Source organism: Streptomyces sp. NPDC013457 (assembly GCF_043089925.1).
Taxonomy (GTDB): domain Bacteria; phylum Actinomycetota; class Actinomycetes; order Streptomycetales; family Streptomycetaceae; genus Streptomyces.
The window spans coordinates 292,480-318,556 of sequence record NZ_JBICBL010000002.1 but is presented as its reverse complement, the minus strand read 5'-3'; the positions used below and the strand labels follow the sequence as shown (position 1 = coordinate 318,556).

General features: G+C 71.7%; 21 protein-coding genes and 1 pseudogene. 13 read left to right on the top strand and 9 right to left on the bottom strand.

Annotated features, from left to right (window positions below):
* The first annotated feature begins 104 nt into the window (after positions 1–104).
* Complete coding sequence (locus ACF1G2_RS06995; RefSeq protein ID WP_391797268.1) at positions 105–992, top strand: ScbA/BarX family gamma-butyrolactone biosynthesis protein; 888 nt, start codon at positions 105–107, stop codon at positions 990–992.
* Positions 993–1,130: 138 nt separating this feature from the next.
* Here the strand turns inward: ACF1G2_RS06995 and ACF1G2_RS06990 are convergent, their stop codons facing one another.
* Positions 1,131–1,571 (bottom strand): MarR family winged helix-turn-helix transcriptional regulator, encoded by a 441-nt coding sequence (locus tag ACF1G2_RS06990; RefSeq protein WP_391797267.1) that lies wholly within the window; start codon positions 1,569–1,571, stop codon positions 1,131–1,133.
* Between the two features lie 144 nt (positions 1,572–1,715).
* Between ACF1G2_RS06990 and ACF1G2_RS06985 the strand changes: the two genes are divergently transcribed.
* Positions 1,716–2,141 carry a DMT family transporter gene (locus ACF1G2_RS06985; RefSeq protein ID WP_391797266.1) on the top strand — a complete coding sequence of 142 codons (426 nt, stop codon included), beginning with the start codon at positions 1,716–1,718 and terminating at the stop codon, positions 2,139–2,141.
* Positions 2,142–2,235: 94 nt separating this feature from the next.
* On the top strand, positions 2,236–2,553 hold the full coding sequence (locus tag ACF1G2_RS06980) for a DMT family transporter (protein ID WP_391797265.1): 318 nt from the start codon (positions 2,236–2,238) through the stop codon (positions 2,551–2,553).
* A gap of 213 nt (positions 2,554–2,766) precedes the next feature.
* On the opposite strand, the gene ACF1G2_RS06975 is transcribed toward ACF1G2_RS06980, so the two are convergent.
* Entirely contained in the window at positions 2,767–4,299 is a 1,533-nt protein-coding gene (locus tag ACF1G2_RS06975; protein ID WP_391797264.1) for an MFS transporter, read from the bottom strand.
* Between the two features lie 103 nt (positions 4,300–4,402).
* Between ACF1G2_RS06975 and ACF1G2_RS06970 the strand changes: the two genes are divergently transcribed.
* The 9 genes and pseudogenes from ACF1G2_RS06970 (at position 4,403) to ACF1G2_RS06930 (ending at position 18,007) form a co-directional block, all read left to right on the top strand.
* The gene (locus tag ACF1G2_RS06970; protein ID WP_391797263.1) at positions 4,403–5,263 is read left to right on the top strand and encodes a helix-turn-helix transcriptional regulator; all 861 of its coding nucleotides are present in this window, start codon (positions 4,403–4,405) and stop codon (positions 5,261–5,263) included.
* A 223-nt stretch (positions 5,264–5,486) separates the two neighbouring features.
* Positions 5,487–8,894: pseudogene (gene car / locus ACF1G2_RS06965) on the top strand (carboxylic acid reductase); the annotation flags it as partial.
* 208 nt (positions 8,895–9,102) lie between these two features.
* On the top strand, positions 9,103–9,681 hold the full coding sequence (locus tag ACF1G2_RS06960; RefSeq protein WP_391797262.1) for a 4'-phosphopantetheinyl transferase: 579 nt from the start codon (positions 9,103–9,105) through the stop codon (positions 9,679–9,681).
* A gap of 262 nt (positions 9,682–9,943) precedes the next feature.
* Positions 9,944–11,116, top strand: a complete 1,173-nt coding sequence (locus tag ACF1G2_RS06955) for a 3-deoxy-7-phosphoheptulonate synthase (RefSeq protein WP_391797261.1) — start codon at positions 9,944–9,946, stop codon at positions 11,114–11,116.
* Between the two features lie 89 nt (positions 11,117–11,205).
* Positions 11,206–11,862, top strand: a complete 657-nt coding sequence (locus ACF1G2_RS06950) for an isochorismatase family protein (RefSeq protein WP_391797580.1) — start codon at positions 11,206–11,208, stop codon at positions 11,860–11,862.
* A 27-nt stretch (positions 11,863–11,889) separates the two neighbouring features.
* On the top strand, positions 11,890–13,779 hold the full coding sequence (locus ACF1G2_RS06945; protein ID WP_391797260.1) for an anthranilate synthase family protein: 1,890 nt from the start codon (positions 11,890–11,892) through the stop codon (positions 13,777–13,779).
* A gap of 121 nt (positions 13,780–13,900) precedes the next feature.
* Positions 13,901–15,244: a 3-phosphoshikimate 1-carboxyvinyltransferase gene (aroA, locus tag ACF1G2_RS06940; RefSeq protein WP_391797259.1), complete on the top strand. Its 1,344-nt coding sequence runs from the start codon at positions 13,901–13,903 to the stop codon at positions 15,242–15,244.
* Complete coding sequence (gene aroC / locus ACF1G2_RS06935; protein ID WP_391797258.1) at positions 15,241–16,425, top strand: chorismate synthase; 1,185 nt, start codon at positions 15,241–15,243, stop codon at positions 16,423–16,425. Before aroA ends, aroC begins: the two co-directional genes overlap by 4 nt.
* Positions 16,426–16,717: 292 nt before the next feature.
* A complete protein-coding gene (locus ACF1G2_RS06930) occupies positions 16,718–18,007 on the top strand; it encodes an IS701 family transposase (protein ID WP_391797257.1) in 1,290 nt (429 codons plus the stop codon).
* On the opposite strand, the gene ACF1G2_RS06925 is transcribed toward ACF1G2_RS06930, so the two are convergent.
* The 7 genes from ACF1G2_RS06925 to ACF1G2_RS06895 form a co-directional block, all read right to left on the bottom strand.
* A complete protein-coding gene (locus tag ACF1G2_RS06925; protein WP_391797256.1) occupies positions 17,956–20,007 on the bottom strand; it encodes a helix-turn-helix domain-containing protein in 2,052 nt (683 codons plus the stop codon). The genes ACF1G2_RS06930 and ACF1G2_RS06925 overlap by 52 nt on opposite strands.
* Positions 20,008–20,083: 76 nt before the next feature.
* Positions 20,084–20,848: a BTAD domain-containing putative transcriptional regulator gene (locus tag ACF1G2_RS06920; RefSeq protein ID WP_391797255.1), complete on the bottom strand. Its 765-nt coding sequence runs from the start codon at positions 20,846–20,848 to the stop codon at positions 20,084–20,086.
* A gap of 159 nt (positions 20,849–21,007) precedes the next feature.
* Complete coding sequence (locus tag ACF1G2_RS06915; RefSeq protein ID WP_391797254.1) at positions 21,008–22,180, bottom strand: lactate 2-monooxygenase; 1,173 nt, start codon at positions 22,178–22,180, stop codon at positions 21,008–21,010.
* A 60-nt stretch (positions 22,181–22,240) separates the two neighbouring features.
* Positions 22,241–22,594 carry a fluoride efflux transporter CrcB gene (gene crcB / locus ACF1G2_RS06910; RefSeq protein WP_391797253.1) on the bottom strand — a complete coding sequence of 118 codons (354 nt, stop codon included), beginning with the start codon at positions 22,592–22,594 and terminating at the stop codon, positions 22,241–22,243.
* On the bottom strand, positions 22,591–23,001 hold the full coding sequence (locus ACF1G2_RS06905) for a CrcB family protein (protein WP_391797252.1): 411 nt from the start codon (positions 22,999–23,001) through the stop codon (positions 22,591–22,593). Before ACF1G2_RS06905 ends, crcB begins: the two co-directional genes overlap by 4 nt.
* Before the next feature lie 67 nt (positions 23,002–23,068).
* Positions 23,069–23,536 (bottom strand): DUF1772 domain-containing protein, encoded by a 468-nt coding sequence (locus ACF1G2_RS06900; protein WP_391797251.1) that lies wholly within the window; start codon positions 23,534–23,536, stop codon positions 23,069–23,071.
* Positions 23,537–23,581: 45 nt separating this feature from the next.
* A complete protein-coding gene (locus ACF1G2_RS06895; RefSeq protein WP_391797250.1) occupies positions 23,582–25,141 on the bottom strand; it encodes a von Willebrand factor type A domain-containing protein in 1,560 nt (519 codons plus the stop codon).
* Between the two features lie 216 nt (positions 25,142–25,357).
* Between ACF1G2_RS06895 and ACF1G2_RS06890 the strand changes: the two genes are divergently transcribed.
* Positions 25,358–26,071 (top strand): DNA-binding response regulator, encoded by a 714-nt coding sequence (locus ACF1G2_RS06890; protein ID WP_391797249.1) that lies wholly within the window; start codon positions 25,358–25,360, stop codon positions 26,069–26,071.
* Positions 26,072–26,077: the final 6 nt, after the last annotated feature.

The following is a 26,077-nucleotide window of genomic DNA, read 5'->3' as shown; positions in this document are numbered from 1 at the left end:
GTGCTCCGACCCCGCAATTGTTGTGGAACAGTCAGGGGAGAACTGTTGTGCTTCCGATAGACCTTGCGCGAGGCCGGACGACCACCGGTCCCGTGCCTGTGCCGATGTCGTACACCCATAAGACGAATCCCGCCGAGGTGCTCCTCGCGAGCTGGCACCGTACGGGGGTCGACACCTTCACCGTCACCGCCCGATGGCCGCGTGAGCACGCGTTCTACCAGACCCGGTTCGGACGGCACGATCCCCTCTTCCTGACGGAGACGGTGCGCCAGACCCTGCCGTTGCTGTCGCACGGCGCGTACGACATCCCCTTCGGCCACCAGTTGCTCTGGCGGGACTTCGGGTGGGACGTCGATCCGGAGGCGTTGCGGGTCGATGGGGGCGCCGACGCCGAGGTGGAGCTCCACATCACCGCCTCCGACGTGAAGTACCGCAGGGGACGGGCGACGGCCGTCACCCTCTCCGTCGCGGCCGAGCGCGGGGGACGCCGACTGGCCACCGCCCGCACCGGGTTCACGATCCAGGACCGTGCGGTCTACGAGCGGCTGCGCGGCCGGTACGCCGACATCGAGAGCGCGAACGCCCGGGTCCTGCCGCTGCCGCCGCCCTCCCCCACGCAGCAGGCGGGCCGCGACCGCTACCAGGACGTCGTGCTCTCGTGCACCGACGTCCCGCTCCGCTGGCAGCTGCGGACGGACACCTCGCACCCCGTCCTGTTCGACCACCCCGTCGACCACGCCCCGGGCATGCTGCTGCTGGAGGCCGCGCGCCAGGCCGCGCAGTCGGCGGCGCATCCGCGGCAGACGCTGGTCGTCGGCATGCAGTGCGACTTCAGCCGGTACGCCGAGCTCGACGCGCCGTGCTGGGTCACGGCCAAGGCCCTGCCCCGCGACCTGGACGGGCGGCCTCGCATGCTGGTCACGGCGGAGCAGAACGACGAGGAGATCTTCACGTCGGTCGTCGCGCTGTACGAGGTGCCGGCGGACCACTGACGGCACCGGCCTCTGACGGCACCGGGGATCTCACCGCACCGGGGCTCTCAGGGCGCCGGGGCTCTCAGGGCACCGGCCCCTCACGCTCGGTGGGCCCGGACGGCATCGCCCGTCCGGGCCCCCAGCCGTCGGCCCTCGCTACGCGCCGGCCGCCCGCAGCGAGTTGACCGTGGAGGCGTACTCGGGGTCGGCCGTCAGCGCGTTGAGCGCCGAGGAGAGGACGTCCGCGTACGTCGAGCGGGCCGCCGCGTACCGTTCACGGCCCTCGTCCGTGATCACCGCGTACACCCCCCGCTTGTCCGAAGGACAGAGGTCCTTGAAGGCGAATCCGGCACCTTCGAGCCGGGCGACCAGGCGCGTCACCGACGACTGTCCGAGGCCGATCCGCTCGGCCAGGTCCTGCATGCGCAGCTCGCCGTCCTCGGCCGGGGAGAGCGACTCCAGCGCCCGGTACTCCGAGAGGCCGATCCCGTGACGCCGCTGGAGCGCGTGCGCCAACTCCCGCTCCACACGGGCGTGCAGAACCAGCAGACGGCTCCACACCGCCTGGTCGGACGACGCGGCAAGGGAAGCGGCCATGAGCTGACGCTCCTTTCCTGAGGAGATTGACAACACAGTACATGTACATGCAACCTCATCTGGTCCGAGTCGCTCCGTCATCGGCCGACTACGGTTCCGAAGAATTTGCACGTACAAGCAACTTACTGGAGAGTGGGTCGTTCCGTGTCGTCTTCCACCCCGCAGGACGCATCGCCTGAGAACACCGGCACCGGCTGGGCCTGGCTGCTGTTCTCGTCGCTGTTCGAGGTCGTCTTCGCGCTCTCGACCGAGGCCACCGACGGCTTCACCCGCCTCGGACCGTCCCTGCTCACCGTGGCCGCCGCCTCCTGCGGCATCTTCACCCTCTCGTTGGCGCTGAAGACCGTGGACGTCGGCGTGGGTTACACCGTGTGGGCCGGCATCGGCGGCGTCGGGACCGTCGTCTTCGGCACGCTGATCTACGACGAGCCGATGACCGTCTGGAAGGTGATCGCCTTCGTCCTCATCATCGGCGGCGCCCTCGGGCTCCGTGTCTCCGACAGCGTCGCCGCGAAGAAGCAGGCGGCCGCCGAGGCCGCGAGCGCGCGCGCCGCGCAGCCCGTCGCCTGAGCCGTCCCGCCCGACGCCCGGTGCCCGGCGCGACCGTCCCGTCCGCCGCCCCCGCCACCTTCGCCTTCGCCTTCACGAAACGAGTGACACCACCATGACCTGGGTCTACCTCGGCATCGCCGTCGTCTTCGAAGTCCTGTTCGCCCTCGGCACCAACGCCACCAAGGGATTCACCCGCCTCTGGCCCTCCGTGCTCACCCTGCTCGCCGCCGCCGGCGGCATCTACTCCCTCTCCCTGGCCCTGCGCGAGCTCGACGTCTCCGTCGGCTACACGCTCTGGACCGGTATCGGCGGCGTCGGCACGGTCGTCTGCGGCGCGGTCATCTTCAAGGAGCGGATCACGCTCGCCCGGCTGCTCTCCTTCGCCTCCATCATCGGCGGCGCCGTCCTGCTCCGCCTGACGTCCGTCTGACGGACGCGTTCGATCGGCAGGCGCGATCGCCACCCGCAACCAGCCTTCGCCATCAGCCTTCGCAATCGGCGCCCGCGAAACGGCGGCCCCATGGACGACCGTGCCCCGGTCCGCAGGGGGGAGGCTGCGGACCGGGGCACGGCCGTTCATGGGGTGCGCCTGGTGAGCGGGGGGCCGGCGGGCGACGGAGCCCGCCCCGCCGGGCCCGGTGTGTCAGCGAGGCGTGCTCTCCACACGGTCGGCCTTCTGCTCGACCGCGGCCTCCGAGGCCACCGTCGCGGTCCCGGCCTCGGCCTTCGGCAGCCAGCGCAGTGCCAGGACGCCCAGAGCGACATGCAGGAAGCTCGCCACCGCCACAGCGGCGTGGAGGCCGGTCACGAAGGCCGACTTCGCGTCCGTGACCACCGCGGACGCGAGCCCGGGCAGCTGGAGGGTCTCGTCGAGCGTGGGAGCGAGGTCGGGCCCCTGGAGCCGGAAGAGCAGCGCGGCGAGGGAGCCGATGAGCGCGATGCCGAGCGCGTTGCCGATCTCGTTGCTGGTCTCGGCGATCGCGCCGGCCGAACCGGCCCGCTCGGCCGGGACCGCGCCGACCGCGGTGTCGGCGACGACGCTGAAGGAGATGCCGTAACCGAGGCCGGCGATGGACGTGGACGCGATGTACCAGCCGACGCCGCCGGTGATCGTGGTGGGGAGCAGGAAGAGCAGCCCGGCCGCGATGGAGAAGTGGCAGATGATCAGGATGGTCCGCTTGCCGATGCGGTCGACGAACATCGGCGTGACGACACAGGTGACGGTGAGGACCACGGCGCCGGGAAGTGCCAGGAGCGCCGCCTGCAGGACGGGAAGGTCCAGGACGGACTGGAGGTAGACGCCCGACAGGTAGGCGGCCGCCGACCAGGCCGCGAGCGGCAGCAGTCCCGTGATGATCGCGACGGTGAAGACCCGGTCGCGGAAGAGGGAGAAGTCCATCAGCGGGTGCTCGAGGTGCCGCTGCCGGCGTACGAACAGAGTCAGGAGCGCGATGCCGGCCAGTCCCACCAGGACGGAGAGCAGGGAGAACCCTTCGGCGGCCGCGTGCTTGAGGCCGTACACGAGGCCCAGGAGGCCGGCCGCGGAGGCCGCCACGCTGAAGGCGTCGATACGGCCGGGACGGGTGGTGCTGACTTCACGCAGCAGGATGGGGGCGAAGATCAGGAAGAGGGCGATGACGGGCAGGTTGATGAGGAAGACCGAGCCCCACCAGAAGCGTTCCAGCAGGATGCCGCCCGCGACCGGGCCGATGGCGAAGCCCGCCGCGAAGGCGGCGGCGAAGATGCCGATGGCCTGTGCCCGCCGGCGCGGGTCGGTGAACAGCTCGCTCAGTACGGCCAGCGCCGACGGCAGCAGGGTCGCGCCGGCGACACCCATCAGCGCGCGGGACGCGATGAGGAGCTCCGGGCTGGGCGCGAAGGCGGAGGCCGCGGACGCGAGGCCGAAGACGCTCGCTCCGATCATCAGCAGCTTCAGCCGGCCGTACCGGTCCCCGATGTTGCCGAACGCGATCAGCAGCGAGCCGACCGCGAAGCCGTAGATGTCCAGGGTCCACAGGGCCTGGTCGGCCGTGGGTGTGAGGTCCTGGCTGACCCGGGGCATCGCCAGGTACAGGATCGACCCGTCCATGGAGACCAGCAGGACGGGACCGAGTACGACCAGCAGTCCCAGCCACGCACGCAGGCCGGGTGAGTTGTGTGAGTGCTGTTCCGACATGACTCGACCGTCGGCCATGGCCATGTCCACAGCCACCCCCCTGCTGGGGGTACACCTGACAGGTATACCCAGCCGTGCGCGCGTTCGGCTTAGGCTGGCGGACGTGGAGAGCCTCGGAACCTTCCTGAAGAGCCGCCGTGACCGGGTCACCCCGGACGAGATCGGACTGCGCACCCATGGCAACGGGCGCCGCGTTCCCGGGCTGCGCCGGGAGGAGCTCGCCCAGCTCGCCGGAGTGAGCGCCGGCTACTACACGCGGCTGGAGCAGGGGCAGGCCGAGACGGCGTCGGAGCAGGTGCTCGACGCGCTCGCCCGGGCCCTGCAGCTCGACGCGACCGAGACGGTGCACCTGCACAACCTCGCCCGGCACTCGGCGACGCCCCGGCTCGCCGAGCCCCCGTCGGAGGAACCCCACAAGCGCGTCCTGGCACTCCTGGAGTCCCTGGGCGAGGCCACGCCGGCGATCGTCCTGGGCCGGCGCGGAGACGTGCTCGCGTGGAACCGCAGCGGACACGCGCTGCTCGCCGAGCACGTCGCGTTCGAGACGCCGGACGATCCGGAGCGCCGGCCGTCGATCCCGCGGATGTTCTTCCTCGATCCGGTCACGCGTGACCTGTACAGCAACTGGCACACGCTCGCCCGCGCCCATGTGGCGTACCTCCGGCTGACGGCCGGCCGCTATCCCACCGATGCGCGCCTTGCGGGGCTGATCGGCGAACTGACCATGCGGAGCGACGACTTCTCCGCCCTGTGGGCGAATCGGGACGTCGCGGACTGCACCACGGGCACCATGCACATACAGCACACGACCGTGGGCGCCGTGAGCGTGGACTACCAGGTCTGGTTGCAGCCCGACAGCCCCGACCACCGTCTTGAGGTCTACACGCCGAACGACGCGAGTTCGGCGGACGCCTTGCAGGTCCTGACGCACCAGAGCCAGAGCCAGAGCCGCGTGCGCGACTGAATTCGGCCGAAGCCCCCGAGCGCCGATTCCGTACGCCGGCCGTACGAGCTCGGCGCATTCCGCATGCCCGCAATTCCCTTTCGGGCAGGCGGCGGACATGACATAGAAGTTCCTCGGCTCGGCCCGCCGAGTGCCCGAGTCGGTAGCGTCGTGACGCGAGCAGGGGTGGTGAATTCGATGATCCCTTTCCTCGCGATCAGGTCCGTACACGACGCGGAGACCAAAAATGCGACTTGCGCAAGTGATGGAAAACGTAATGGTCCGCTATGCCGATCGGCCTGCGATCGGTGAACGGGCCAGGGAATTCGTGCGGGACCCCGGGACCGGCCGTGTGTCGTACCGTCTGCTCCCCCGCTACGAGGAGACCAGTTTCGGCGAACTGTGGGCGCGGGTACGCGCGGTGGCGAACGCATGGCACGGTGACACGCACCATCCGCTGAGGCCGGGCGATCGCGTCGCCGTCCTCGGCTTCTCCAGCGGCGACTACACCGTCGTCGACCTGGCGTGCACGTACCTGGGGTTCGCCAACGTGCCGCTCCAGACCAGTTCGCCGGCGTCGCAGCAGGGGTCGATCGTCGACGAGACGGAGTCCCGCCTCGTCGCCGCGAGCGTGGAGCGCCTGGACCGGGCGGTGGAGCTCGCGCTGGGAAGCCCGTCGGTCGAGCGGATCCTGGTCTTCGACTTCCACGAGGAGGTCAGCGACCACGCCGACGCGCTGGACGAGGCGCGCGCACGCCTGGAGGGCGCCGGCCGTTCCGTGCAGGTCGACTCCCTTCCCGAGGTGCTCCGCCGGGGCGCCGGTCTTCCCGACGCGCCGCTCTTCGTCCCGGCCGACGGCGACGACCCGCTCGCGATGCTCATCTACACCTCGGGCAGCACGGGCACGCCCAAGGGCGCCATGTACACCGACCGGCTGACCAGCGCGATGTGGGGCGGTGCCTGGTCGAAGCTCTTCTCCGAGGGCCAGACGGTCACCTTCAGCTACATGCCGATGAGCCATGTCGCCGGCCACTCCTCGCTGAAGAACACCCTGGCCCGGGGCGGCATCACGTACTTCACGGCCAGGAGCGATCTGTCGACCTTCTTCGAGGACATCGCGCTGGCGCGACCGACGGAGCTGTCGCTGATACCGCGCATCTGCGAGCTGATCTTCCAGAAGTACCAGAGCGAGCTCGATCGCAGGAGCACGGCCGGTGTCACCGACCGGGCCGCGCTCGAGGCCCAGGTGAAGTCGGACATGCGGGTGGAGCTGCTCGGCGGCCAGGTCGCCTGGGCCGGCTGTGCGTCCGCTCCCCTGTCCGCGGAGCTGACGACGTTCATGGAGTCGCTCCTCGGCATCGAGCTGCACAACATCTACGGCTCGACCGAGGCCGCCGCCGTCTCCGTCGACGGAGAGATGCTGAGCCCGCCGGTCATCGACTACAAACTGGTCGACGTTCCCGAACTCGGTTACTACCTCACGGATTCACCGTATCCGCGCGGAGAACTTCTGCTCAAGACCGACGCGTTGATTCCCGGCTATTACAACCATCCGGAGCTGACGGCCGAACTCCTCGACGAGGAGGGCTTCTACAAGACGGGTGACATCGTCGCCGAGACCGCACCCGGGCGCCATTCCATCATCGACCGCCGGAAGAGCGTGCTGAAGCTTTCCCAGGGCGAGTTCGTGGCGACCGCACGCCTTGAGGCGATCTTCGCCTACAGCCCTCTGGTACGGCAGATATTCGTGTACGGGAACAGTGAGCGGTCGTATCTGCTGGCCGTCGTCGTTCCTTCCGCGGACGCCCTCGCCCGTTTCGGCGACCGCCCGGAGGAACTGCAGCAGCAGCTCAGCGACTCCTTCGTCCAGGTCGCGAAGGAGGAGGGGCTCAACTCCTACGAGATCCCGCGCGAATTCCTGGTCGAGACCGAGCCGTTCAGTCAGGACAACGGCCTGCTGTCGGATCACCGCAAGCTGCTCCGCCCCCGCCTGCTGGAGCGGTACCGGGAGCGCCTCGAGGAGCTGTACGCGGACATCGCGGCGCGGGAGAACGAGCAGCTGCTGGACGTCCGCCGAGGCGCCGCGGACCGGCCGGTCCTGGAGACGCTCCAGCGTGCGGCGCAGGCGCTGCTGACGGGCTCGGGGGTCGAGGTGAGCCCGTCGGCGCACTTCAGGGACCTGGGTGGCGACTCGCTGACCGCGGTGGCGTTCTCCGACCTGCTGGACGACGTCTTCGAGGTCCGGGTCCCGGTGGACATGATCATCAGTGCGGCCACCGACCTCCAGCAGATGGCCGACCACATCGAGGCCAAGCGCGGGGCCACGTCGGACCGGCCCGGCTTCGCCTCGGTGCACGGCCAGGGAAGCGTCGAGGTCCGGGCCGCCGACCTCACCCTGGACAGGTTCATCGACGAGGAGACGCTCGCCGAGGCGAAGCGGCTGCCTCGTCCCGCCGAGCCGCCCCGTACCGTCCTGCTGACCGGGGCGAGCGGCTATCTCGGGCGCTTCCTCTCCATGGAGTGGCTGGAGCAGCTGGAGAAGACCGACGGGCGGCTGATCTGCCTCGTCCGCGGGAAGGACGTGGCGGCTGCGAGGAAGCGGTTCGAGGAGGCGTTCGCAGGCGGCGACGGGCAGCTGGCACGGCGGTTCCAGGAGCTGGCCGCGGACCATCTGGAGGTCGTGGCGGGCGACATGGCGGAGCCGCAGCTGGGGCTGAGCGACCGCACCTGGGAGAGGCTCTGCGCGGAAGTGGACCTGATCGTCCACGCCGGCGCGCTCGTCAACCATGTGCTGCCGTACAACCACCTGTTCGAGGCGAACGTGGTGGGGACGGCCGAGCTGGTCCGCCTGGCGCTCACCGGACGGATGAAGCCGTTCACGTACATATCCAGCGTGGCCGTCGCCACCTCGCAGACCCCCGCCCTGGGCGAGGACCCCGACATCCGGCAGGCGCTCCCCGTCCAGCCGGTCGACGCGGGGTACGCCAGCGGCTACGCGACGAGCAAGTGGGCGGGCGAGGTCCTGCTGCGCGAGGCGCACGACCTGTGCGGTCTCCCGGTCACGGTGTTCCGGTCGAACATGATCCTCGCCCACAGCAGTTACGGGGGTCAGCTGAACGTCCCCGACATGTTCTCCCGGCTCCTCTTCAGCGTCCTCGCGACCGGTATCGCCCCCGCGTCCTTCTACCGCGCCGACGGTGCGGAGAAGCGGCCGAGGGCTCACTACGACGGACTCCCCGTGGACTTCACCGCCGCGGCCGTCGTGGCGCTGGGTGGCCAGGTCACCGGCGAGTACCGGACGTTCAGCCTGGTGAACCCCCACGACGACGGGATCTCGCTCGACACCTTCGTCGACTGGCTGAGCGAGTCGGGCCGTCGCATCGAGCGGATCGACGACTACGCGGACTGGCTCGACCGGTTCGAGACGGCCATGCGGGCGCTTCCCGAGGAGCAGCGGCAGCATTCGTCGTTGCCGCTCATTCACGGATTCAAGGAACCGGAGAGCGCGGTGCGTGGATCCGACATTCCCTCCGAGCGATTCCGTGCTGCCGTGCAGGCCGCCGAGGTCGGGGCCGACGCGGACATCCCGCACATCTCCCCGTCGCTCATCGAGAAATACGCCAGGGACCTGACGTCGCTCATGACCGTGTGAATCGACCGGTCACACGGTCCGACGACCGGCACACACGCCGATTCGGCAGGAAGAGTCGATTCCGACGAACACGCCCTGCCGAATCGGCGTGCCCTCGATTCACCGAACCGGGGTCGCTTTGATCGAGACTCTCCTGCCCTCGCGGGTGGTTTCCGCCGAGAAATTCGAGGACGTCGCGGGGTGCGTTCTCTTCCCTTCCGAGCGTCGGGTGATCGCCACGGCGGGCATCGCCCGACGCCGGGAGTTCGCCACCGTCCGGGCCTGCGCCCGCACGGCCCTCGCACGCCTCGGCGTGCCCCCCGCGCCGATCCTGCCCGACCCCGAGGGCGCACCGCGGTGGCCGGCCGGCGTCGTCGGCTCCATGACCCACTGCGCGGGGTACCGCGCCGCAGCCGTGGCCCTGACGTGCGATGTCGTGGCGGTCGGCATCGACGCCGAGCCCGATGCGCCGATCCCCACGCGCGGTGCCCGGGCGCTCGTCACCGTGGACGAGGAGCGTGCCCACATCGCGGAACTGTCGGGCCGCCGGCCGGATGTCAGCTGGGACCGGCTGATCTTCAGCGCGAAGGAGAGCGTCTACAAGGCCTGGTATCCGCTGACCGGCCGCTGGCTCGAATTCGACCAGGTAATGATCACCGTCTCTCCCGACGACGGCACGTTCTCCGCCCGTCTGCTCGTACCGGGACCCAGAATCGACGCACGCAGAATCCGCGGATTCGCAGGCCGCTGGGCGCGCTCCCAGGGACTTCTCCTGACGGCCGTGGCCGTCACCTCCGAGCGCACCTGACGTACTCCTCGGGCCGCCGTTGCACGGCCCGATCCGTCGAGCCGATAGTGAATCCCGAACGATCGGTGCAAGCGCCGCAATGAAGCGCGCGGCACTTTCCGGGACCACTCAAGGCCCGCCGGAATCTTCCTGTGAACCGCTGAATACCGCGTCGTCCAGGAAGGTCCGGCCGACGCACACCCGTCCGTGCCCGTGCCCCACTGCGAATTGACCACGTCCGCTCCTGCCCGGATTCGCTCCGGCATGCTCGCTGAGGGAATCGATGATCGACATTCAGTCCTACCTCCGGTCCATACCCGCGCTGCAGCAGCCCGACTGGGACGGCCACGCCTCCCTGGAAGAGGTCCGTACGGATCTCGGGCGGATGCCCGCCCTCGTGGACGCCGAAGCCGTACGCCGCCTGCGCGCCCTGCTGATGGAGGCGGCGGCGGGACACCTCCAGGTGATCCAGACCGGCGACTGCGCCGAGGACCCCGCCGAGGCCACGCCCGAGGACGTCACACGCAAGGCCGCACTGCTCGACGTGCTGGCCGGGACGATGAAGCTCGCCTCGGGCAAGCCCATCATCCGGGTGGGCAGGATCGCCGGGCAGTACGGCAAGCCCCGTTCCTCCCCGACCGAGACCGTCAACGGCGCCCAGCTGCCCGTCTACCGCGGCCACATGGTCAACCGTCCGGAGCCGGACGCGGTCCTGCGCCGGCCCGACCCCCGCCACCTGCTGAGCGGCTACCGGGCCGCGAGCGACACCATGCACTACCTCGGCTGGCGTGGCACCGCCGCCCGGTCCGAGCTCGAGGTACCCGTGTGGACCAGCCACGAGGCGCTGCTCCTCGACTACGAGCTTCCGCTGCTGCGCCGTGAGCCGGACGGCTCGCTGCTGCTGACGTCCACGCACTGGCCGTGGGTCGGCGAGCGGACCCGGCAGCTGGACGGCGCCCACATCGGGCTCCTGGCCGCGGTCTCGAACCCGGTCGCCGTCAAGGTGGGTCCGAGCATGACGCCCGACCAGCTCCTCGCCCTGTGCGAGCGCCTGGACGCCCAGCGGCGCCCCGGGCGGCTGACGCTGATCGCGCGCATGGGGGCCGACAACGCCGGCGAGCGGCTGCCCGCGCTGGTCGAGGCGGTCGCCAAGGCCGGTCACCCGGTGCTCTGGCTGTCGGACCCGATGCACGGGAACACGGTCTCCAGCCCCGAGGGGCTCAAGACCCGCCTGGTGCGGACGGTCGTGCGCGAGGTGGAGAACTTCCAGGCCGCGGTGAGCCAGAACGGCGGTGTCGCGGCGGGCCTGCACCTGGAGACGACCCCGGACACCGTCACCGAGTGCGTCATGGACGAGGGGGGCCTCGACCGGCTGGGCGACAAGTACCTCAGCTTCTGCGACCCGCGCCTCAATCCGCAGCAGGCCATCGACGTCGTCTCCGCCTGGCGGGGATGACCGCGACGCCGTACGGCGGCGCGCACGCATCCGTACCCGTGGACGGCGTCGCCACGCTCGGCGCCCACCCAGAGAGGACCGACCGGCCCATGCCCGGTATCCCCCCGATCGAGCCCTACCCGATGCCCCAGGAGGGCGAGCTGCCGGAGAACACCGTCAGCTGGCCCGTCGACCCCCGGCGTGCCGTCCTGCTGCTCCACGACATGCAGGAGTACTTCCTCAAGCCGTTCCCCCGCTCCGAGGCGCCCGGCGACGCCCTGGTCGGCAACACCGCGCTGCTGCGGGAGCGGTGTGCCGAGCTCGGCATCCCCGTCGCGTACACAGCGCAGCCCGGCGGCATGACGCCCGAACAGCGCGGACTCCTGAAGGACTTCTGGGGGCCGGGGATGAATCCCACGCCCGAGCACCGCAAGGTGGTCGAGCCCCTCGGACCGGGCCCCGGCGACTGGACGTTCACGAAGTGGCGCTACAGCGCCTTCTTCAAGTCCGACCTGCTGGAGCGGATGCGGTTCCACCAGCGGGACCAGCTGATCATCTGCGGCGTGTACGCGCACGTGGGCGTGCTGATGACGGCGGTCGAGGCCTTCACCAACGACATCAAGCCGTTCCTGGTCGCCGACGCCGTGGCCGACTTCTCGGCCGAGTACCACCGGCTCGCCCTCGACTACGCGGCACAGCGCGCGGCCCGCGTCGTGTCCGCCAAGACCGTGCTGAGCGAACTCGACGCGGGCGGCACGGCGCTCTGACGAGCCCCACCGCCGAAAGGAATCCCCATGGCAAGGCAGGACAGCGCGCAGGACCTCCTGGCACGCATCCTCGACGGCTCCGCCGGCGCGTTCGCACTGATGCACCGGCCCGAGACGGTGGACCCGGACACCCTGGAACTGCTGGCCGGTGAGGTGACGGAGATCGCGTCGCTCGCCGACCTCGACCTCCCCCCGCAGGGCCGGGACGGCACGGGCGCCCGAACGGAACTCCTCACCCTCATCCCCTACCGTCAGCTCGCCGAGCGGGGCTTCGCCGCTCCCGACGACGGCGCACCGCTGCTGGCGATGACAGTGCGCGAGCAGGCTTCGGTGCCGCTGCGCGCGACGCTCCCGCTGCTGCCCGACGAGCCCGTGAAGGTGACCGACGGCCACTTCGACGTCGACGACGAGGCGTACGCGGAGATCGTGCGCCGGGTCGTGGCGGACGAGATCGGCACGGGCGAGGGCGCCAACTTCGTGATGCGGCGCTCGTTCACGGCACGGCTGCCCGGGTTCGGTCTGCCCGCGGCGCTGTCGTTCTTCCGCCGCCTGGTGCAGCGGGAGGCGGGGGCGTACTGGACGTTCCTCGTGCACACCGGCGAGCGGACGTTCGTGGGCGCCACCCCGGAGCGGCACATCAGCGTCCACGACGGTACGGCCGTGATGAACCCGATCAGCGGCACCTACCGCTACCCGGCGGCCGGCCCGGACCTCGACGGCGTCATGGAGTTCCTCGCCGACCCCAAGGAGGCCGACGAGCTGTACATGGTCGTCGACGAGGAGCTCAAGATGATGGCCCGGATCTGCCCGGAGGGCGGCCGGGTGGTGGGCCCCTATCTCAAGGAGATGGCACGGCTGGCGCACACCGAGTACTTCATCGAGGGCCGGACCGACCGCGATGTACGGGACATCCTGCGCGAGACGCTCTTCGCGCCGACCGTGACCGGCTCCCCGCTGGAGAGCGCCGCGCGGGTCATCAGCCGGTACGAGCCCCAGGGCCGCGGCTACTACAGCGGTGTGGCCGCCCTGATCGGCCGCGACGCCGCCGGCGGCCGCACCCTGGACTCGTCGATCCTGATCCGTACCGCCGACATCGACGACGAGGGCATGATGCGGATCGGGGTGGGCGCGACCCTGGTACGCCACTCCGACCCGGAGTCCGAGGTACACGAGACCCGGGCCAAGGCGGCGGGGCTGCTCGCCGCGCTCGGTGACCCCGAGCCCATCCGCTTCGGTGCGCACCCCGCGGTCCGCGAGGCCCTCGACGAACGCAACGAGCGCATCGCCGACTTCTGGCTGAGGGACCAGGCGACGCGGGACGGCACGGGCGGTCCGCTGGCCGGCCGCCGGGTGCTGGTGATCGACGCCGAGGACACCTTCACCGAGATGATTGCCCATCAGATCCGTTCGCTGGGCGGTGAGGTGAGCGTACGGCGCTTCGACGAGCGCTACTGCTTCGACGAGCACGACCTGGTCGTGATGGGCCCCGGCCCCGGCGACCCCCGCGAGACGAACGACCCGAAGATCGCGCACCTGCGGTCGGCGGTGGCCCAGCTCCTGGAGGAGCGCAGGCCGTTCATGGCGGTCTGCCTCAGCCACCAGGTGCTCTCCACCCTGATCGGCCTCGACCTGGTGCGCCGGCCGACGCCCAACCAGGGCGCCCAGCACGAGATCGACCTCTTCGGCGCGCGGGAGCGGGTGGGCTTCTACAACACCTTCGCCGCGCACGCGGCGGGGGACTCGTTCGAGCACCCGGTGCACGGACGCGTCGAGGTCAGCCGCGACCCGGCGACGGGTGAGGTGCACGGACTGCGGGCGGCCCGTTTCGTGTCCATGCAGTTCCACGCCGAGTCCGTACTGACCGTGGACGGGCCCCGGATCATCGGCGGCCTCCTCGCGGAGGTGGCCGGCGGCTGACCGCGGGCGGCCTTCCGCACCCCGGCCGCACAGGGCGGGACGGCCGCCGGAACGCCCGGGGTGTGCGGCGATCTCTCCCGGACCGCCGTGCACGCGGCGGCCGTACTCGCAAAGGACAGCCATGACCATCGCCGTACCGGCGACCCCTGCTCTGAACGCCCGGATACCGGGGTCGAAGTCGCTCACCAACCGGGCGCTGCTGCTCGCGGCCGCCGCCGATTCGACGAGCGCCCTCGGCGCTCCGCTGGTGAGCGACGACACCACGGCCTTCCGTGAGGCCCTCCGCGGGCTGGGCGTCCGTATCGACTCCTCCGACGACGAAGGCGTCTGGCACGTGACCGGCCTGGGCCGGGGCCCGGTCGGCTCGGGCACCGCCTGGTGCGCGGACGCCGGTACGGCGGCCCGCTTCCTGCCGCCCTTCGCGGCCACCGGCCACGGCGACTTCGGCTTCGAGGGCTCCGACCAGCTCACCGCCCGCCCCGTGGCTCCGCTGGCGGACGCCCTGCGGCAGCTGGGGGCCGAGGTCACCACCGGGCCCGGCGGGCGCCTGCCCCTGCGGGTGCGCTCACAGGGGCTCGACGGCGGTGCGCTGACCGTGGACTCCACACTCAGCAGCCAGTTCCTGACGGGGCTGCTGATGGCGGGCCCGCTGATGCGCCGGCCGCTGGCGCTGACCGTGCCGGAGCTCGTCAGCCGGCCGTACATCGACATGACGATCGCCCTGATGCGGCGCTTCGGCGCCGAGGTCGACGAGTCCGTGCCCGGCGCGTTCACCGTCCGGCCGACGGGCTACCGCGGGGCCGATCTGCCGATCGAGCCCGACGCCTCCACGGCGTCGTATGTCTTCGCCGCCGCGGCGGTCACCGGGACGAGCGTGCGCGTGCCCGGTCTCGGCCGGGGCAGCCTCCAGGGCGACCTGCGCTTCACCGAGGTCCTCGCCCGCACCGGTGCCCGGGTGGAGACCACCGACGAGGCGACCACCGTGACCGGCACCGGCGAGTTCAGGGGCGGGTTCACCGTCGACATGGGAGAGATCTCGGACACCTTCATGACCCTCGCCGCGATCGCGCCCCTGGCCGACGCCCCGATCACCGTCACCGGCATCGGGCACGCGCGCCTGAAGGAGTCGGACCGGATCGCCGCCGTCGAGGGCAACCTGCGCGCGCTGGGCATCCGGACCGAGACCGGGCGGGACCGGATCACGGTCCACCCCGGCACCCCCGTGCCGGCGCGGATCGCCTGCCACCGCGACCACCGCATCGCGATGGCGTTCTCCGTCCTGGGTCTGCGGGCCGAGGGGATCACGCTCGACGACCCGGGCTGTGTCGCGAAGACCTTCCCCGGCTTCCACGAGGAGCTGCACCGGCTCTTCCCCCGCCACTCCGTACCGACGGCCGGCCGGCACCTCCCGGCCGTAGAAGGATCCGAGGAAGACATGGCCCCTGTGGAAGGGAAGCTCCGTTGAGCAGGTTGCGCTGGCTGACAGCCGGAGAGTCGCACGGTCCCGCGCTGGTCGCGACGCTGGAGGGTCTTCCCGCGGGCGTCCCGGTGACCACGGAGGCGGTGGCGGACCACCTCGCGCGGCGGCGTCTCGGCTATGGGCGTGGCGCGCGGATGAAGTTCGAGCAGGACGAGATCACCTTCCTGGGCGGTGTCCGGCACGGTCTCTCGCTGGGTTCTCCGGTCGCCGTGATGGTGGGGAACACGGAGTGGCCGAAGTGGGAGAAGGTCATGTCGGCGGATCCGGTGGATCCGTCGGAGCTGAAGGAGACGGGTCGTAATGCGCCGTTGACCCGGCCGCGTCCCGGTCACGCGGATCTGGCGGGGATGCAGAAGTACGGCTTCGACGAGGCCCGGCCGATCCTGGAGCGTGCTTCGGCGCGGGAGACCGCGGCACGGGTGGCGCTGGGTGCGGTGGCCCGGTCGTTCCTGAAGGAGGCGGCCGGGATCGAGATCGTCTCCCACGTCGTCGAGTTGGCGGCGGCGAAGGCTCCGTACGGGGTCTACCCGGCACCGGGTGATGTCGACAGGCTCGACGCCGATCCGGTGCGGTGCCTGGACGCGGACGCATCGAAGGCGATGGTCGCGGAGATCGACCAGGCCCACAAGGACGGCGACACCCTGGGTGGCGTGGTGGAGGTCCTGGCCTACGGGGTTCCTGTGGGTCTGGGGTCGCATGTGCACTGGGACCGTCGTCTGGACGCCCGTCTCGCCGCCGCGTTGATGGGGATCCAGGCGATCAAGGGTGTGGAGGTCGGCGACGGTTTCGGGCTGGCGCGGGTGCCGGGTTCGCAGGCGCATGACGAGATCGTGCGGACCGAGGACGGTATCCGGCGTTCATCGGGCCGCTCCGGTGGTACGGAGGGTGGTCTGAGCACGGGTGAGCTGCTGCGGGTGCGGGCGGCGATGAAGCCGATCGCGACGGTGCCGCGTGCGCTGGCGACGGTCGACACGGCCACGGGTGAGGCCACGGTCGCGCATCATCAGCGGTCCGACGTGTGTGCGGTGCCGGCCGCGGGGATCGTGGCCGAGGCCATGGTGGCGCTGGTGCTTGCGGACGCGGTGGTCGAGAAGTTCGGCGGCGACTCCGTGTCCGAGACCCGCCGCAACGTGCGGTCGTACCTCGACAACCTCCAGATCCGGTGAGGGACCTCGCGGACGGGGCCGTACGGGCCTCCGGCGGTGTGTGACCGCGCACCCGCCGGGCCCGTGTGGTGGTCCGGCCACACTCCGCCGCGACCCGGTCAATGCGCTGTCAAAGCCCTGTCGAAGCGCCGTCCGCCGTCGGGTCCGCCGGCTCGTCGGATGGCTGAATCACCAGTGGTCCGGCACGCACCGGCGACGGGAGGGGGGTGCCGTGGACACCTCGTCCGCGGGCCCCTCCCGGAGCGATCGTGGGAGGGCAACAGAGCAGGCCACCCCCCATGGTTGGAGTGTCGTGAACACAGCTGTCATCAGGCGACGAGACCCGGTCCGCCCGCTGCCGGTGCCTCGCCGGAACCGGCGCCTCACCGACCCGGCCATGGCCGACGACGCCGTCTCCGAACTCTGCGCCACGCTGTTCTCCTCCTTCCCGAGGAAGGACCAGCGGCTGCGCGGGGAGCAGTACCTGCGCGGGCTGCTGACCACCGAGGGACGCAAGACCGCGCGGAACATCGCGGCCCACCTGGGAGCGCCTGCCACGGAGCAGACACTGCATCACTTCATCGCCGACTCCACCTGGAACTGGCAGCCGCTGCGCGCCGCGCTGGCCGCCCATCTGGAACGGAAGACGGCGGTCCAGGCCTGGGTGGTGCGCCAGATGGCGATCCCGAAGACCGGTGAGCACTCGGTCGGTGTCGACCGGGGGTTCGCCCCGCACCTGCGCCAGTCGTTCCGCGGTCAGCAGGCCTTCGGCGTGTGGACGGCCTCGCAGGAGCTGAGCGCGCCCGTCGACTGGCGTCTGGTCCTGCCGGACCAGTGGGTCCACGACCACCGGCTGCGCGACCGGGCGGGCGTTCCCGCGGAGGCGGGGGCCGAGAGCCCGGAGGAGTGCGCCGTCGCGGTCGCCCTGGAGGCCTCCCGCCGCTGGGGGCCGCGCAGGCCGGTCCTGATCGATCTGCGGGACGGTGACGTGTCGGCGGCGGTGGCGCCGCTCGCGGCGGCCGGCGTCCCCTTCCTCCTCCGGATCAGCGGCACCCAGCGGCTGTCCGTCGCGGACCGAGCCATGCCCGGCTACCGGGGCGGTCCGCTGCCGGCTCAGCGGATCCTGCAGCTGGTCAAGGGGGTCCGCCGACCGGTGCCGTGGCAGGACGCGGCCGCCGGACTCGCCCCGCGCACGTCGCTGGCCGCGATGGTCCCGGTGGCGCTGTCGGATCCGTCCGGGGCGACGCGCGGACTGTCCCTGCTCGGCGAGTGGGGCGACCCGTCGCGTCCGCCGTCCGCGCTGTGGGTGACGGGCATGACGCAGCCGGGACCCGGTCCGCTGTTGCGCCTCACCAAGCTCACCCGTCGCGTGGACGCGGACTTCGCCCGTGTCGGTGAGGAGACCGGGCTGAGGGACTACGTGGGCCGTTCCTTCCGCGGCTGGCACCGGCACATGACGCTGGCCTCCGCCGCGCACGCGGCCGTCGTGCTGTCCGGTGGCGGGTACGAGGGCGACGCCGGGGACGGCTCCGGCGAGGCGTTCGGCGGTGGCTACGAGGGCGAGTCCGAGAGGGGGCGTCCGGCCGAACTCGCGTCCGCCTGAGCGTCCGTGGCGTACGCCCGGCCGTCCGTGGCGTGCCCGGCCTTCGTGGCGTGCCGTGCCTCCGCGGCGTCGGCGGCCGTCCGGCGCTGTCGGCGCAGCACCTCGCGGGAGCGGTGCAGCCGCAGCGCGAGCTGCACCTCCAGTGTTCTGCCCGGCTGTTGCCACGCGTCGCCGAGGAGGTCGGTGACGCGGTCGAGCCGCCGGGACACCGTGTTGGGGTGGACGTTCAGCACCTCGGCCGCGCCCGCCTGGCTGCAGCCCGAGGCGAAGTACGACTCCAGGGTGCCGGTCAGGTCGGTGAGCCGCTCCCGGTCGTAGTCGAGGACCGGACCGATCGCGGACCGGATGTAGCCGTCCACGTCGTGGTCGTCGGAGAGCAGCAGGCCGAGGAAGCCGAGGTCCTTGGCGGAGGCGGTGCCGCCGGCGCCGTCGAGCGCGGTCAGCGCGTCCAGGCAACGGACGGCCTCCTTGTGCATCCGGCCGATGTCTGCGGCGCCCCGGCCCGGTCCGGCCGCGCCCACCGACACCGGGTGGCCCAGCAGCGGTGGCAGCTGGGCCGCCACGGCGCGGGCCGCGGCCGAGGCGTCCGTCCCGGGCAGCAGGAGCACGATGTTGCCGCTGTGGACCGTCTTGAGCCCGGTCATCCGGTGCGCGTAGGACGAGGCCCACACCACGGCCCGGCCCTGTTCGCCGCCCTCGGGATGGACGACGAGCAGGACGTGGGGCGTCTCGAGGTCGATGCCGAGGCGGCGCGCACGCTCTACGAGGTAGTGCGTCTGGTGCCCGCCGCCGGCGCCGGCCGCGAGGAGTTCGTCGAACAGGTCGTCGCGGACGGGCCCTTCGGCGACGGCCGTGCTGCGCCGCAGGAGGAGCTGGATCGCGAAGGTCTGCGCGGTGAGCTGGAGCAGCCCCTCGTCCTCCCCCACCAGGGCCGTGGTCGGGCGCAGCACCAGCACGCCCAGGTCCTCCGCGCCCGCGGTGACCGGGGCGACCCAGGTTCCCTGGGCGGTGACGACGGGCCGCAGATGGGCGTGGGCGTCCAGGGCCGCCTCGGCCACGGCCTGTTCGTCCAGATCGCCGAGGTCGCCGCTGGTGGCGAGCGGCCGGCCGGCCGGGTCGCGCAGTTGCAGCGCGGAGTCCAGCGCGTCGCCGGCCGCCTTCGCCACGGTGGTGAGGTCGGCGCCCGCGAGCAGCAGGCCGAGGATGTGGCTGTGGGCCTCGTTGAGCTGTTGCAGTCTGACCAGGCTCGTACGGGTGCGGAAGCCGTCCAGTTCGAGCCGGCCGACCTCGCCCCTTGCCTGTTCGAAGCTGCCGGCCCGCTCGATGGCGACGGCGGCGAGCGCCGCCAGGGAGCAGACGAGTCCTATCTCGTCCGGGCTGAAGTGGCGGACGGAGCGCGCGGCGCCGTAGAGGACCCCCACGATCTGGTCGCCGTTGCACATCGGCACGGCCATCATGGCGTGCAGCCCCTCGGCCCGTACGACCTCGTCGGCTCTCTCGTCGTGGGCGAGCGTGTCGTCGTCGAGGTAGTCGGCCGTCCACAGCGGCGCTCTGGCCGCGAGGGTGGGGTGGCCCAGGCCGTAGGGGGCGGTGATCGAGTGGCCGGTGGCGAGCGCGGTGGTCGAACCGTCGGAGACGTAGACGCGCAGGTCGCCCTCCGGTTCCAGGAGGGCGATGGACGTCATGTCGAAGTTGAGGAGCCGCTTGACCCTCCGGGTGACCACCTGGAGCAGGGACTCGACGTCGTGGGGGGAGGTCAGGTCCCGCGCGGTGTCCACCAGGTCGGCGAGGCCGTCCTCCCGCTGGCGGCGCTGCCCCTGCCAGGCCTGTACGCCACGGGCGAGTTGCACGGCGCGTTCCAGGCGGGCGAGCTCCTGATCCGTGGTGCCGTCGCGCCGGGCCCGCTGCAGCACCTCGTCGAAGCGGCCCGACGGAGCCTGGTCGGCGAGGAGTTCGAGGACGGCCATCAGGCCGGATTCATGGCTGTGTGAAACCGTCATGATGTGGGAGCCCCCAGCCCGTCGTGCGCGTTTCGCCCGTTATCGGTCCGAAACTAGTTCGACGGTGATCTTCCGGTCAACTGGCGACGGGGAGGCGGCGACGGGCGGGAAGCGGGTGGCGCGTCGCGTGCAGAACGGTCCCGGCGCGGGCTCTCGCGGCCGCCTCCAGGTACGGCCGCACCGCACGCCCCCGGTCGGCGCCTCGTTCCAGCTCCGCCACCATCGCCTCGTACCGGGACGGCGAGGTGCGGAACCGGGAGAGGAAGACGGACAGGCCGGTGTAGAGCTCGTGCCGGCGGCCGAGCCTGCGCTGCGCCTCGACCCACTGGTCGAGGGCCCGCAGCCGCGACTGTTCGAGGCGGGCGATGTGGGCCCGCAGATGGGGGCCGGTCACCACTCCGGTGAAGGCGTCGGCCGTCCACAGCTCCAGTGCCTGGCCCAGCCGTTCGGCCGCCGTCCCGTAATCCTCCAGCTCCATGGCCCGGTAGCCCGCGCCGGCCGAGCGCTGGAAGACGCGCAGGTCGGAGGTCCCGCCTCCGGTCGCGAGCCGGTAGCCGCCGGACAGGGTGACGAGGACGTCCCGCGCGGTGCCGGGTCCGGACGCGGCCGCCGCCTCCTCGCGGCGCAGGCCCAGCGCGGCGTCGATCAGCTCGCGCAGCCGCCGGACGTGGGTCTCGATCATCTCCCCCGCGTACTGCGGCGGGCCCTGCGGCCAGAGCTCCTGCGTCAGGACGGCCGTCGGCACGATGTGGTCGGCATGGGCCGCGAGCAGTGCGAGCAGCTGACGTGCCGGTGCCTCGGCGGGGACGATGGGTGTCCCTCTCTCCTGGACTGTGAGCAAGCCCAGCACCTTCAGATCCATAGCGCCCCCTCCATGGTTCACGTCCTGCGACCATAAGATAATAATGACCACTTCTTTTTTAGGGAAGATAAATCTTGACGCCGAGGAAGCACTCGGCGAACAGAAGTGGTCAGCGGTGAGCAGGCGGCACCGCGCGGCTCACAGGCCGCGCGGGTCGGCCTCCGACAGGTCGGCCCGTGTCAGGGTGCGGGGGGTCGCGTGGCCCGACAGAGCCAGGGTGAGGTCGAGTTCGGCCAGCAGACAGCGGATCACATGGTCCACGCCCGGACCGCCGTCGAGGGCGAGACCGTACGCGTAGGGACGGCCGACGAGGACTCCGGAGGCGCCCAGCGCCAGCGCCTTGGCGATGTCGGCGCCCGTGCGCACGCCGCTGTCGAAGAGGACCGTCAGCCGGTCGGCGACGGCGTCCGCCACGGCGGGCAGGGCGTCGGCGGCGGCGATCGCACCGGCGACCTGGCGGCCTCCGTGGTTGGAGACGACGACGCCGTCCATGCCCGCGTCGGCCGCGGCGCGCGCGTCGTCGGGGTGCAGGACGCCCTTCAGGACGATCGGGCCGTCCCAGTTCTCACGCAGGAACGCCAGGTCCGGCCAGGTCTTGCCGGGGTCAGCGAACATCGACACGAAGTGCATGACGGCCGCGTTCGGGTCCTCCTCGACCGGCTTGGCCAGACCCGCCCGGAACGCCGGGTCGGAGAAGTAGTTGGCGGTCCCGACCCCGTGCAGGAACGGCAGGTACGCCTGGTCGAGATCGCGCGGCCGCCAGGAGAGCAACGGGGTGTCGAGGGTGACCACGAGCGCCGTGTAGCCCGCCGCCCGGGCCCTGCTCAGGAAGGAACGGGCGACCTCGACGTCCTTCGGCCAGTACAGCTGGAACCACCGCTCCCCCTCCCCCATCGCCTCCGCGACCTGCTCCATCGGCGTGCTGGAGGCGGAGGAGAGGATGTACGGGACCCCGCGCGCCGCCGCCGCGCGGGCCGCGGCGGCCTCGGCGTCGGGATGCAGGATCGACAGGACGCCGACCGGCGCCAGAGCGACGGGGGCGGGCAGCGTGCGGCCGAACAGTTCCACGGACAGGTCCCGTTCGCGCACGTCACGGAGCATGCGCGGGACGATCCGGTGGCGTTCGAGCGCCGCCCGGTTGGCCCGCGCCGTCGAGCCGTCGCCCGCGCTGCCGGCGACGTAGCCGACCGGGCCGGGGCCGAGCCGGGCGGCGGCCAGCTCCTCCAGGCGCGTCAGATCCGTGGGGAGCCGGGGCACCGCTCCGGTCAGCCCGTTCAGATAGATCTCGTACTGGAAGTCCGCCCAGCTCATGTGCGGGTACCGCCCCTCGGAGGTCGTCGTGGGAGCACCTTGCCACCGGAGTGCGGCTCCTCACCAGGCCCCTGCGGCCTCCACTCCCAGCCATACGGCTCCGAGCCCGGCCGCCAGGCTCCCCGCCACGTTCGCCGCCGCATACCCCTTCGCCCCGCTCTCGTACAGCCTCGACGTCTCGTACGAGAACGTGGAGTACGTCGTCAGGGCCCCGCACAGGCCCGTGGCGAGGAGCAGCCGGGCGTGGGCCGAGGAGACCCCGGTGAGCAGACCGAGGACGAAGGAGCCGACCACGTTGACCGCGAACGTGCCCCACGGGAAGGCGGAGTCGTGACGCGCCCGCACCGCCCGGTCGGTCAGGTACCGCAGGGGCGCGCCGACGACCGCGCCCGCGACGACGAGCAGCCAGTTCACCGGAGCCTCCGCGCCAGAGCGCCACGGGTCACCGCGGTCGCGGCCCACACGGCGGCCAGCGCCATGACCACCGTGGCCCCCAGGTACGCCACACCACGGCCGGCGTCCCCCCGGCTCAACAGCTGCTGGGCGTCGAGGGCGTAGGTGGAGAAGGTGGTGAATCCGCCGAGGATCCCCGTCCCGAGGAAGGGCCGCAGGAGCGGATGGGGCGTGGTGGCGGCCTCGGTGAGCAGGACCATCACGACGCCGATCGCGGCGCAGCCGGCCACGTTGACGCCGAAGGTGGTCCAGGGGAACGCGCCGGCCGGGGTGGGCCACGCGAGCGACGCGCCGTAACGGGCCGTCGCCCCGACGGCCCCACCGGCGGCCACGACACCGACGACCGGCAGCTCTCCGCGGAGTTTCATGCCCGCCAGGCTATGCGCGCCGCGCGGCGGGACCGGCCACGGCCTGCCCGGGGAGGATCCGGCCGGGTCAGTTGAGGGTGGCCGCGATCAGCAGCCCGAACGCGGCGAGGATCAGCACCGTGCGGACCAGGTGGAAGCTGTTCCAGCGCTTCTCGAAGGCCCCCCGGACCGCGGACGCGGGCTCGCCCGTGCGCTCCGAGGCGGCCAGCGCGTTGTTGAGGGGGATGTTGCCCGCGATCGTGACCAGGTGGTTCAGGGACGCGCAGACGAGGCCGGCCAGGATCAGCCACCGCTGGGTGTCGGACCGGCCCTCGACCGCCACGAGGAACGCGGCCAGCGGGAAGGCGGCGACACCCAGGAACACGAGCAGGAACACCGCCTTGGGCACGTACTCGTTGATCCGCCGCATCGCGTCGACGAACGTGGCGTCGTCGAGCCGCGCCAGCGCGGGCATGATCCCGGTCTGGAAGATCAGCATGAACCCGGCGTAGAGGCCGGTGGAGGCGACGGCGAGGGCGAGCAACGTGGTGGCCATGGGGCCATCATGGCCGGATACCCGCCCTCGCGCAGGGCTTCTGGATCAGCCGCTGTACGGATCACCCGATTCCCCGCCGGCCTCCCGGCCGAGCAGCCTCTCCGCCTGTCGGATCGCGTCGGTCAGCTCCCTCACCACCTTCGAGCCCGACCGGTCGGCGATCGCCCCCGAGCGCTCGGCGAGCACCGAGAGCGCGGGCGCGCCCGGCAGTTCGCCGCCCCTCAGCCGGTCGGCGAAGTAGGCGGCCACGGCGCTCAGTTGCAGGCTGTCGTGGCCCGGCCCCCAGAGCGAGCCGGTGAGCGCGCTCGTGCCGACGCTCCCGGAGTTCTCGTGGGGCGCGCGGCTCTTCGGGTCGAGCCAGCGGACCGTGGCGGTGGCCAGCCGCCCGGTGCGGCCGGGCCGGGTCTTCACCGCGTACAGCGCGGTGACGGTGTGGCCCGCGCCGACCTCGCCGCCGTCGACCCGGTCGTCGCGGAAGTCCTCGTCGGCGACGTCCCGGTTCTCGTAGCCGATGAGCCGGAACCGCTCGACGGTCTCCGGGTCGAAGGCGACCTGCGCCTTGGCGTCGCGGGCACGCAGCTCGACGTTGGTGGGCAGCTGGTCCACGAAGACCTTCCGGGCCTGCTCGCGCGTGGAGACGTACGTGGTGTTCCCGTCGCCCTTGTCGGCGAGCTGCTCCATGAACGCGTCGCCGTACTCGCTGCCGACACCGACCCCGAAGAGGGTGATGCCGTACTCCCGGCGCTCCTCGTCGATCCGGTTCAGGATCGACTGCGCCTCGGTGTCACCGGTGTTGGCGAGGGCGTCGGAGAGCAGGACGACCCGGTTGGTGGCGCCCTCGCGGTGGCCCTCGACGGCGACGTCGTACCCGGTCCGCACCCCCGCCTCCACGTTCGTCGAGGAGGTGGTCGCCAGCGCGTCGACGATGCCGTGGATGCGCTCGCGCTGCCCCTTGACCCGGGTCATGGGGAGCCGGGTCTCGGCCTCGTCGCTGAAGGTGACCACGGCGACGGAGTCGTCGTCGCGGAGCTCGTCGGTGAGGATGCCGAGGGACTGCTTGACCAGGTCGAGGCGGCCGGGCTCGGCCATCGAACCGGAGATGTCGACGACGAAGGTGAGGGCGGCGGGCGGCCGTTCGCCCTGCCGCTGCGCGGCCGCGGTGGCGAGCCCGACCCGGACGAGCGACCAGCCCTCGTCGTCGGTCCGGGCCCCGTCGACGGTCACGCTGAACCCGTCGCCCTCGGGCCGGGGATAGTCCGGGCGGAAGCTGTTGACGAACTCCTCCGGCCGTACGGACGTGGGGGTGGGCAGCCGGCCCTCGGCGAGCGTGCGGCGGGCGTACCCGTACGAGGCGGTGTCCACGTCCAGGGCGAAGGTGGAGAGGTAGTCGGCGGACGGGCGGGCGGACTTCTGCTCGCCCTCGGGGGCGTCCTCGCGGCCGGCGTCCGGCCGGGGCGCCTCGAACCCGGGCGCGTCCGGCGCGTGGTTGCCGCCGCCCTCCCGGCTAGACGTCCGGTCGTGGTTCTCGCCGCCCCCACAGCCCGTCAGGACCAGTCCTGCGGCCAGGATCCCGGCCGCCAGCCGCACGCGGTGTCGTCGGTTCACGTCATCTCCCCCTCAGTGTCCGTCACTTGTGAATGTGACGTCCGAGAGGCCGTGCGGGAGCAGACGAAGGAGTTGCGGATGGATCTCGATGCGGCAACGGAGACCGTGCCGGACGCGCGTGGCATGGACTCGCCAGTCTTCTCAACAGGGGTTGTCACCGTGTGCAGTCGCGTGCGTACATGGAGTGGCACACCGATGGGGCGGGGGTGGTCAGCGGTGGCAGAGACTGCGGGCTCCGTGATGCTCGCGCGATCGGCGATCAGCAGAGCGGTGCCCGAGGCACAGCGGCCTCCGGGCCGCCCCGTCCGTGGCACGAGACGGATCAGCGCGGCGCTGGCCGGGCTTGCCGCCTCGACGCGGCACGAACTGCTCACCTTCGACGACCCGGCCGCGTCCGTGGGCCGTGCGATCCCCGAGCCGTTCCTGGAGTTGGCGGGAGCGTGCATGCGGGCCGCGGCGGAGCGCGCCCCGGAGGTCAGACGGATCGTGCCGCGCCACGCCCTGCCCCATGTGGCGGGGGCGGTCCGGCGGCCGGGCAGCGCCCGGCTGACGGACACAATCCCCTTCAAGATGATCGTCGTGGACCGCACGGTCGCGGCGGTCCCGCTCGATCTGGAACTGCTGTACAACGGGGTGCTGCTGATCCGCGACCCGGTCGTCGTGCAGGCCCTGGTCCGCGCCCACCACACCAGCTGGGACGCGGGCGAGGAGCTGACCCGGGCAGCGGACGGGGGGCGCGGCCAGCTGTCTCCCCAGCTCCGTCCGGTCCTCGAAGCGCTCCTCGCCGGGCTCACGGACGAGACGGCCGCCGCCCGCCTCGGCATGTCCGGCCGCACGTACAGCCGGCGCGTCGGCGAGCTGATGAACGCCCTGGGCACGACGAGCCGCTTCCGCGCGGGTGCGGAAGCGGCTCGAAGGGGGTGGCTGTGACCGGGT

Bases quoted from the DNA above. Each gene is read 5' to 3' on its own strand.
- ACF1G2_RS06925 (WP_391797256.1), bottom strand. From the start codon at position 20,007: ATGACGGTTTCACACAGCCATGAATCCGGCCTGATGGCCGTCCTCGAA.
- ACF1G2_RS06900 (WP_391797251.1), bottom strand. From the start codon at position 23,536: ATGGCCACCACGTTGCTCGCCCTCGCCGTCGCCTCCACCGGCCTCTAC.
- ACF1G2_RS06905 (WP_391797252.1), bottom strand. From the start codon at position 23,001: ATGAAACTCCGCGGAGAGCTGCCGGTCGTCGGTGTCGTGGCCGCCGGT.
- ACF1G2_RS06915 (WP_391797254.1), bottom strand. From the start codon at position 22,180: ATGAGCTGGGCGGACTTCCAGTACGAGATCTATCTGAACGGGCTGACC.
- ACF1G2_RS06950 (WP_391797580.1), top strand. From the start codon at position 11,206: ATGCCCGGTATCCCCCCGATCGAGCCCTACCCGATGCCCCAGGAGGGC.
- ACF1G2_RS06975 (WP_391797264.1), bottom strand. From the start codon at position 4,299: ATGTCGGAACAGCACTCACACAACTCACCCGGCCTGCGTGCGTGGCTG.
- ACF1G2_RS06995 (WP_391797268.1), top strand. From the start codon at position 105: ATGTCGTACACCCATAAGACGAATCCCGCCGAGGTGCTCCTCGCGAGC.
- ACF1G2_RS06990 (WP_391797267.1), bottom strand. From the start codon at position 1,571: ATGGCCGCTTCCCTTGCCGCGTCGTCCGACCAGGCGGTGTGGAGCCGT.
- ACF1G2_RS06945 (WP_391797260.1), top strand. From the start codon at position 11,890: ATGGCAAGGCAGGACAGCGCGCAGGACCTCCTGGCACGCATCCTCGAC.
- ACF1G2_RS06980 (WP_391797265.1), top strand. From the start codon at position 2,236: ATGACCTGGGTCTACCTCGGCATCGCCGTCGTCTTCGAAGTCCTGTTC.
- ACF1G2_RS06955 (WP_391797261.1), top strand. From the start codon at position 9,944: ATGATCGACATTCAGTCCTACCTCCGGTCCATACCCGCGCTGCAGCAG.
- aroA (WP_391797259.1), top strand. From the start codon at position 13,901: ATGACCATCGCCGTACCGGCGACCCCTGCTCTGAACGCCCGGATACCG.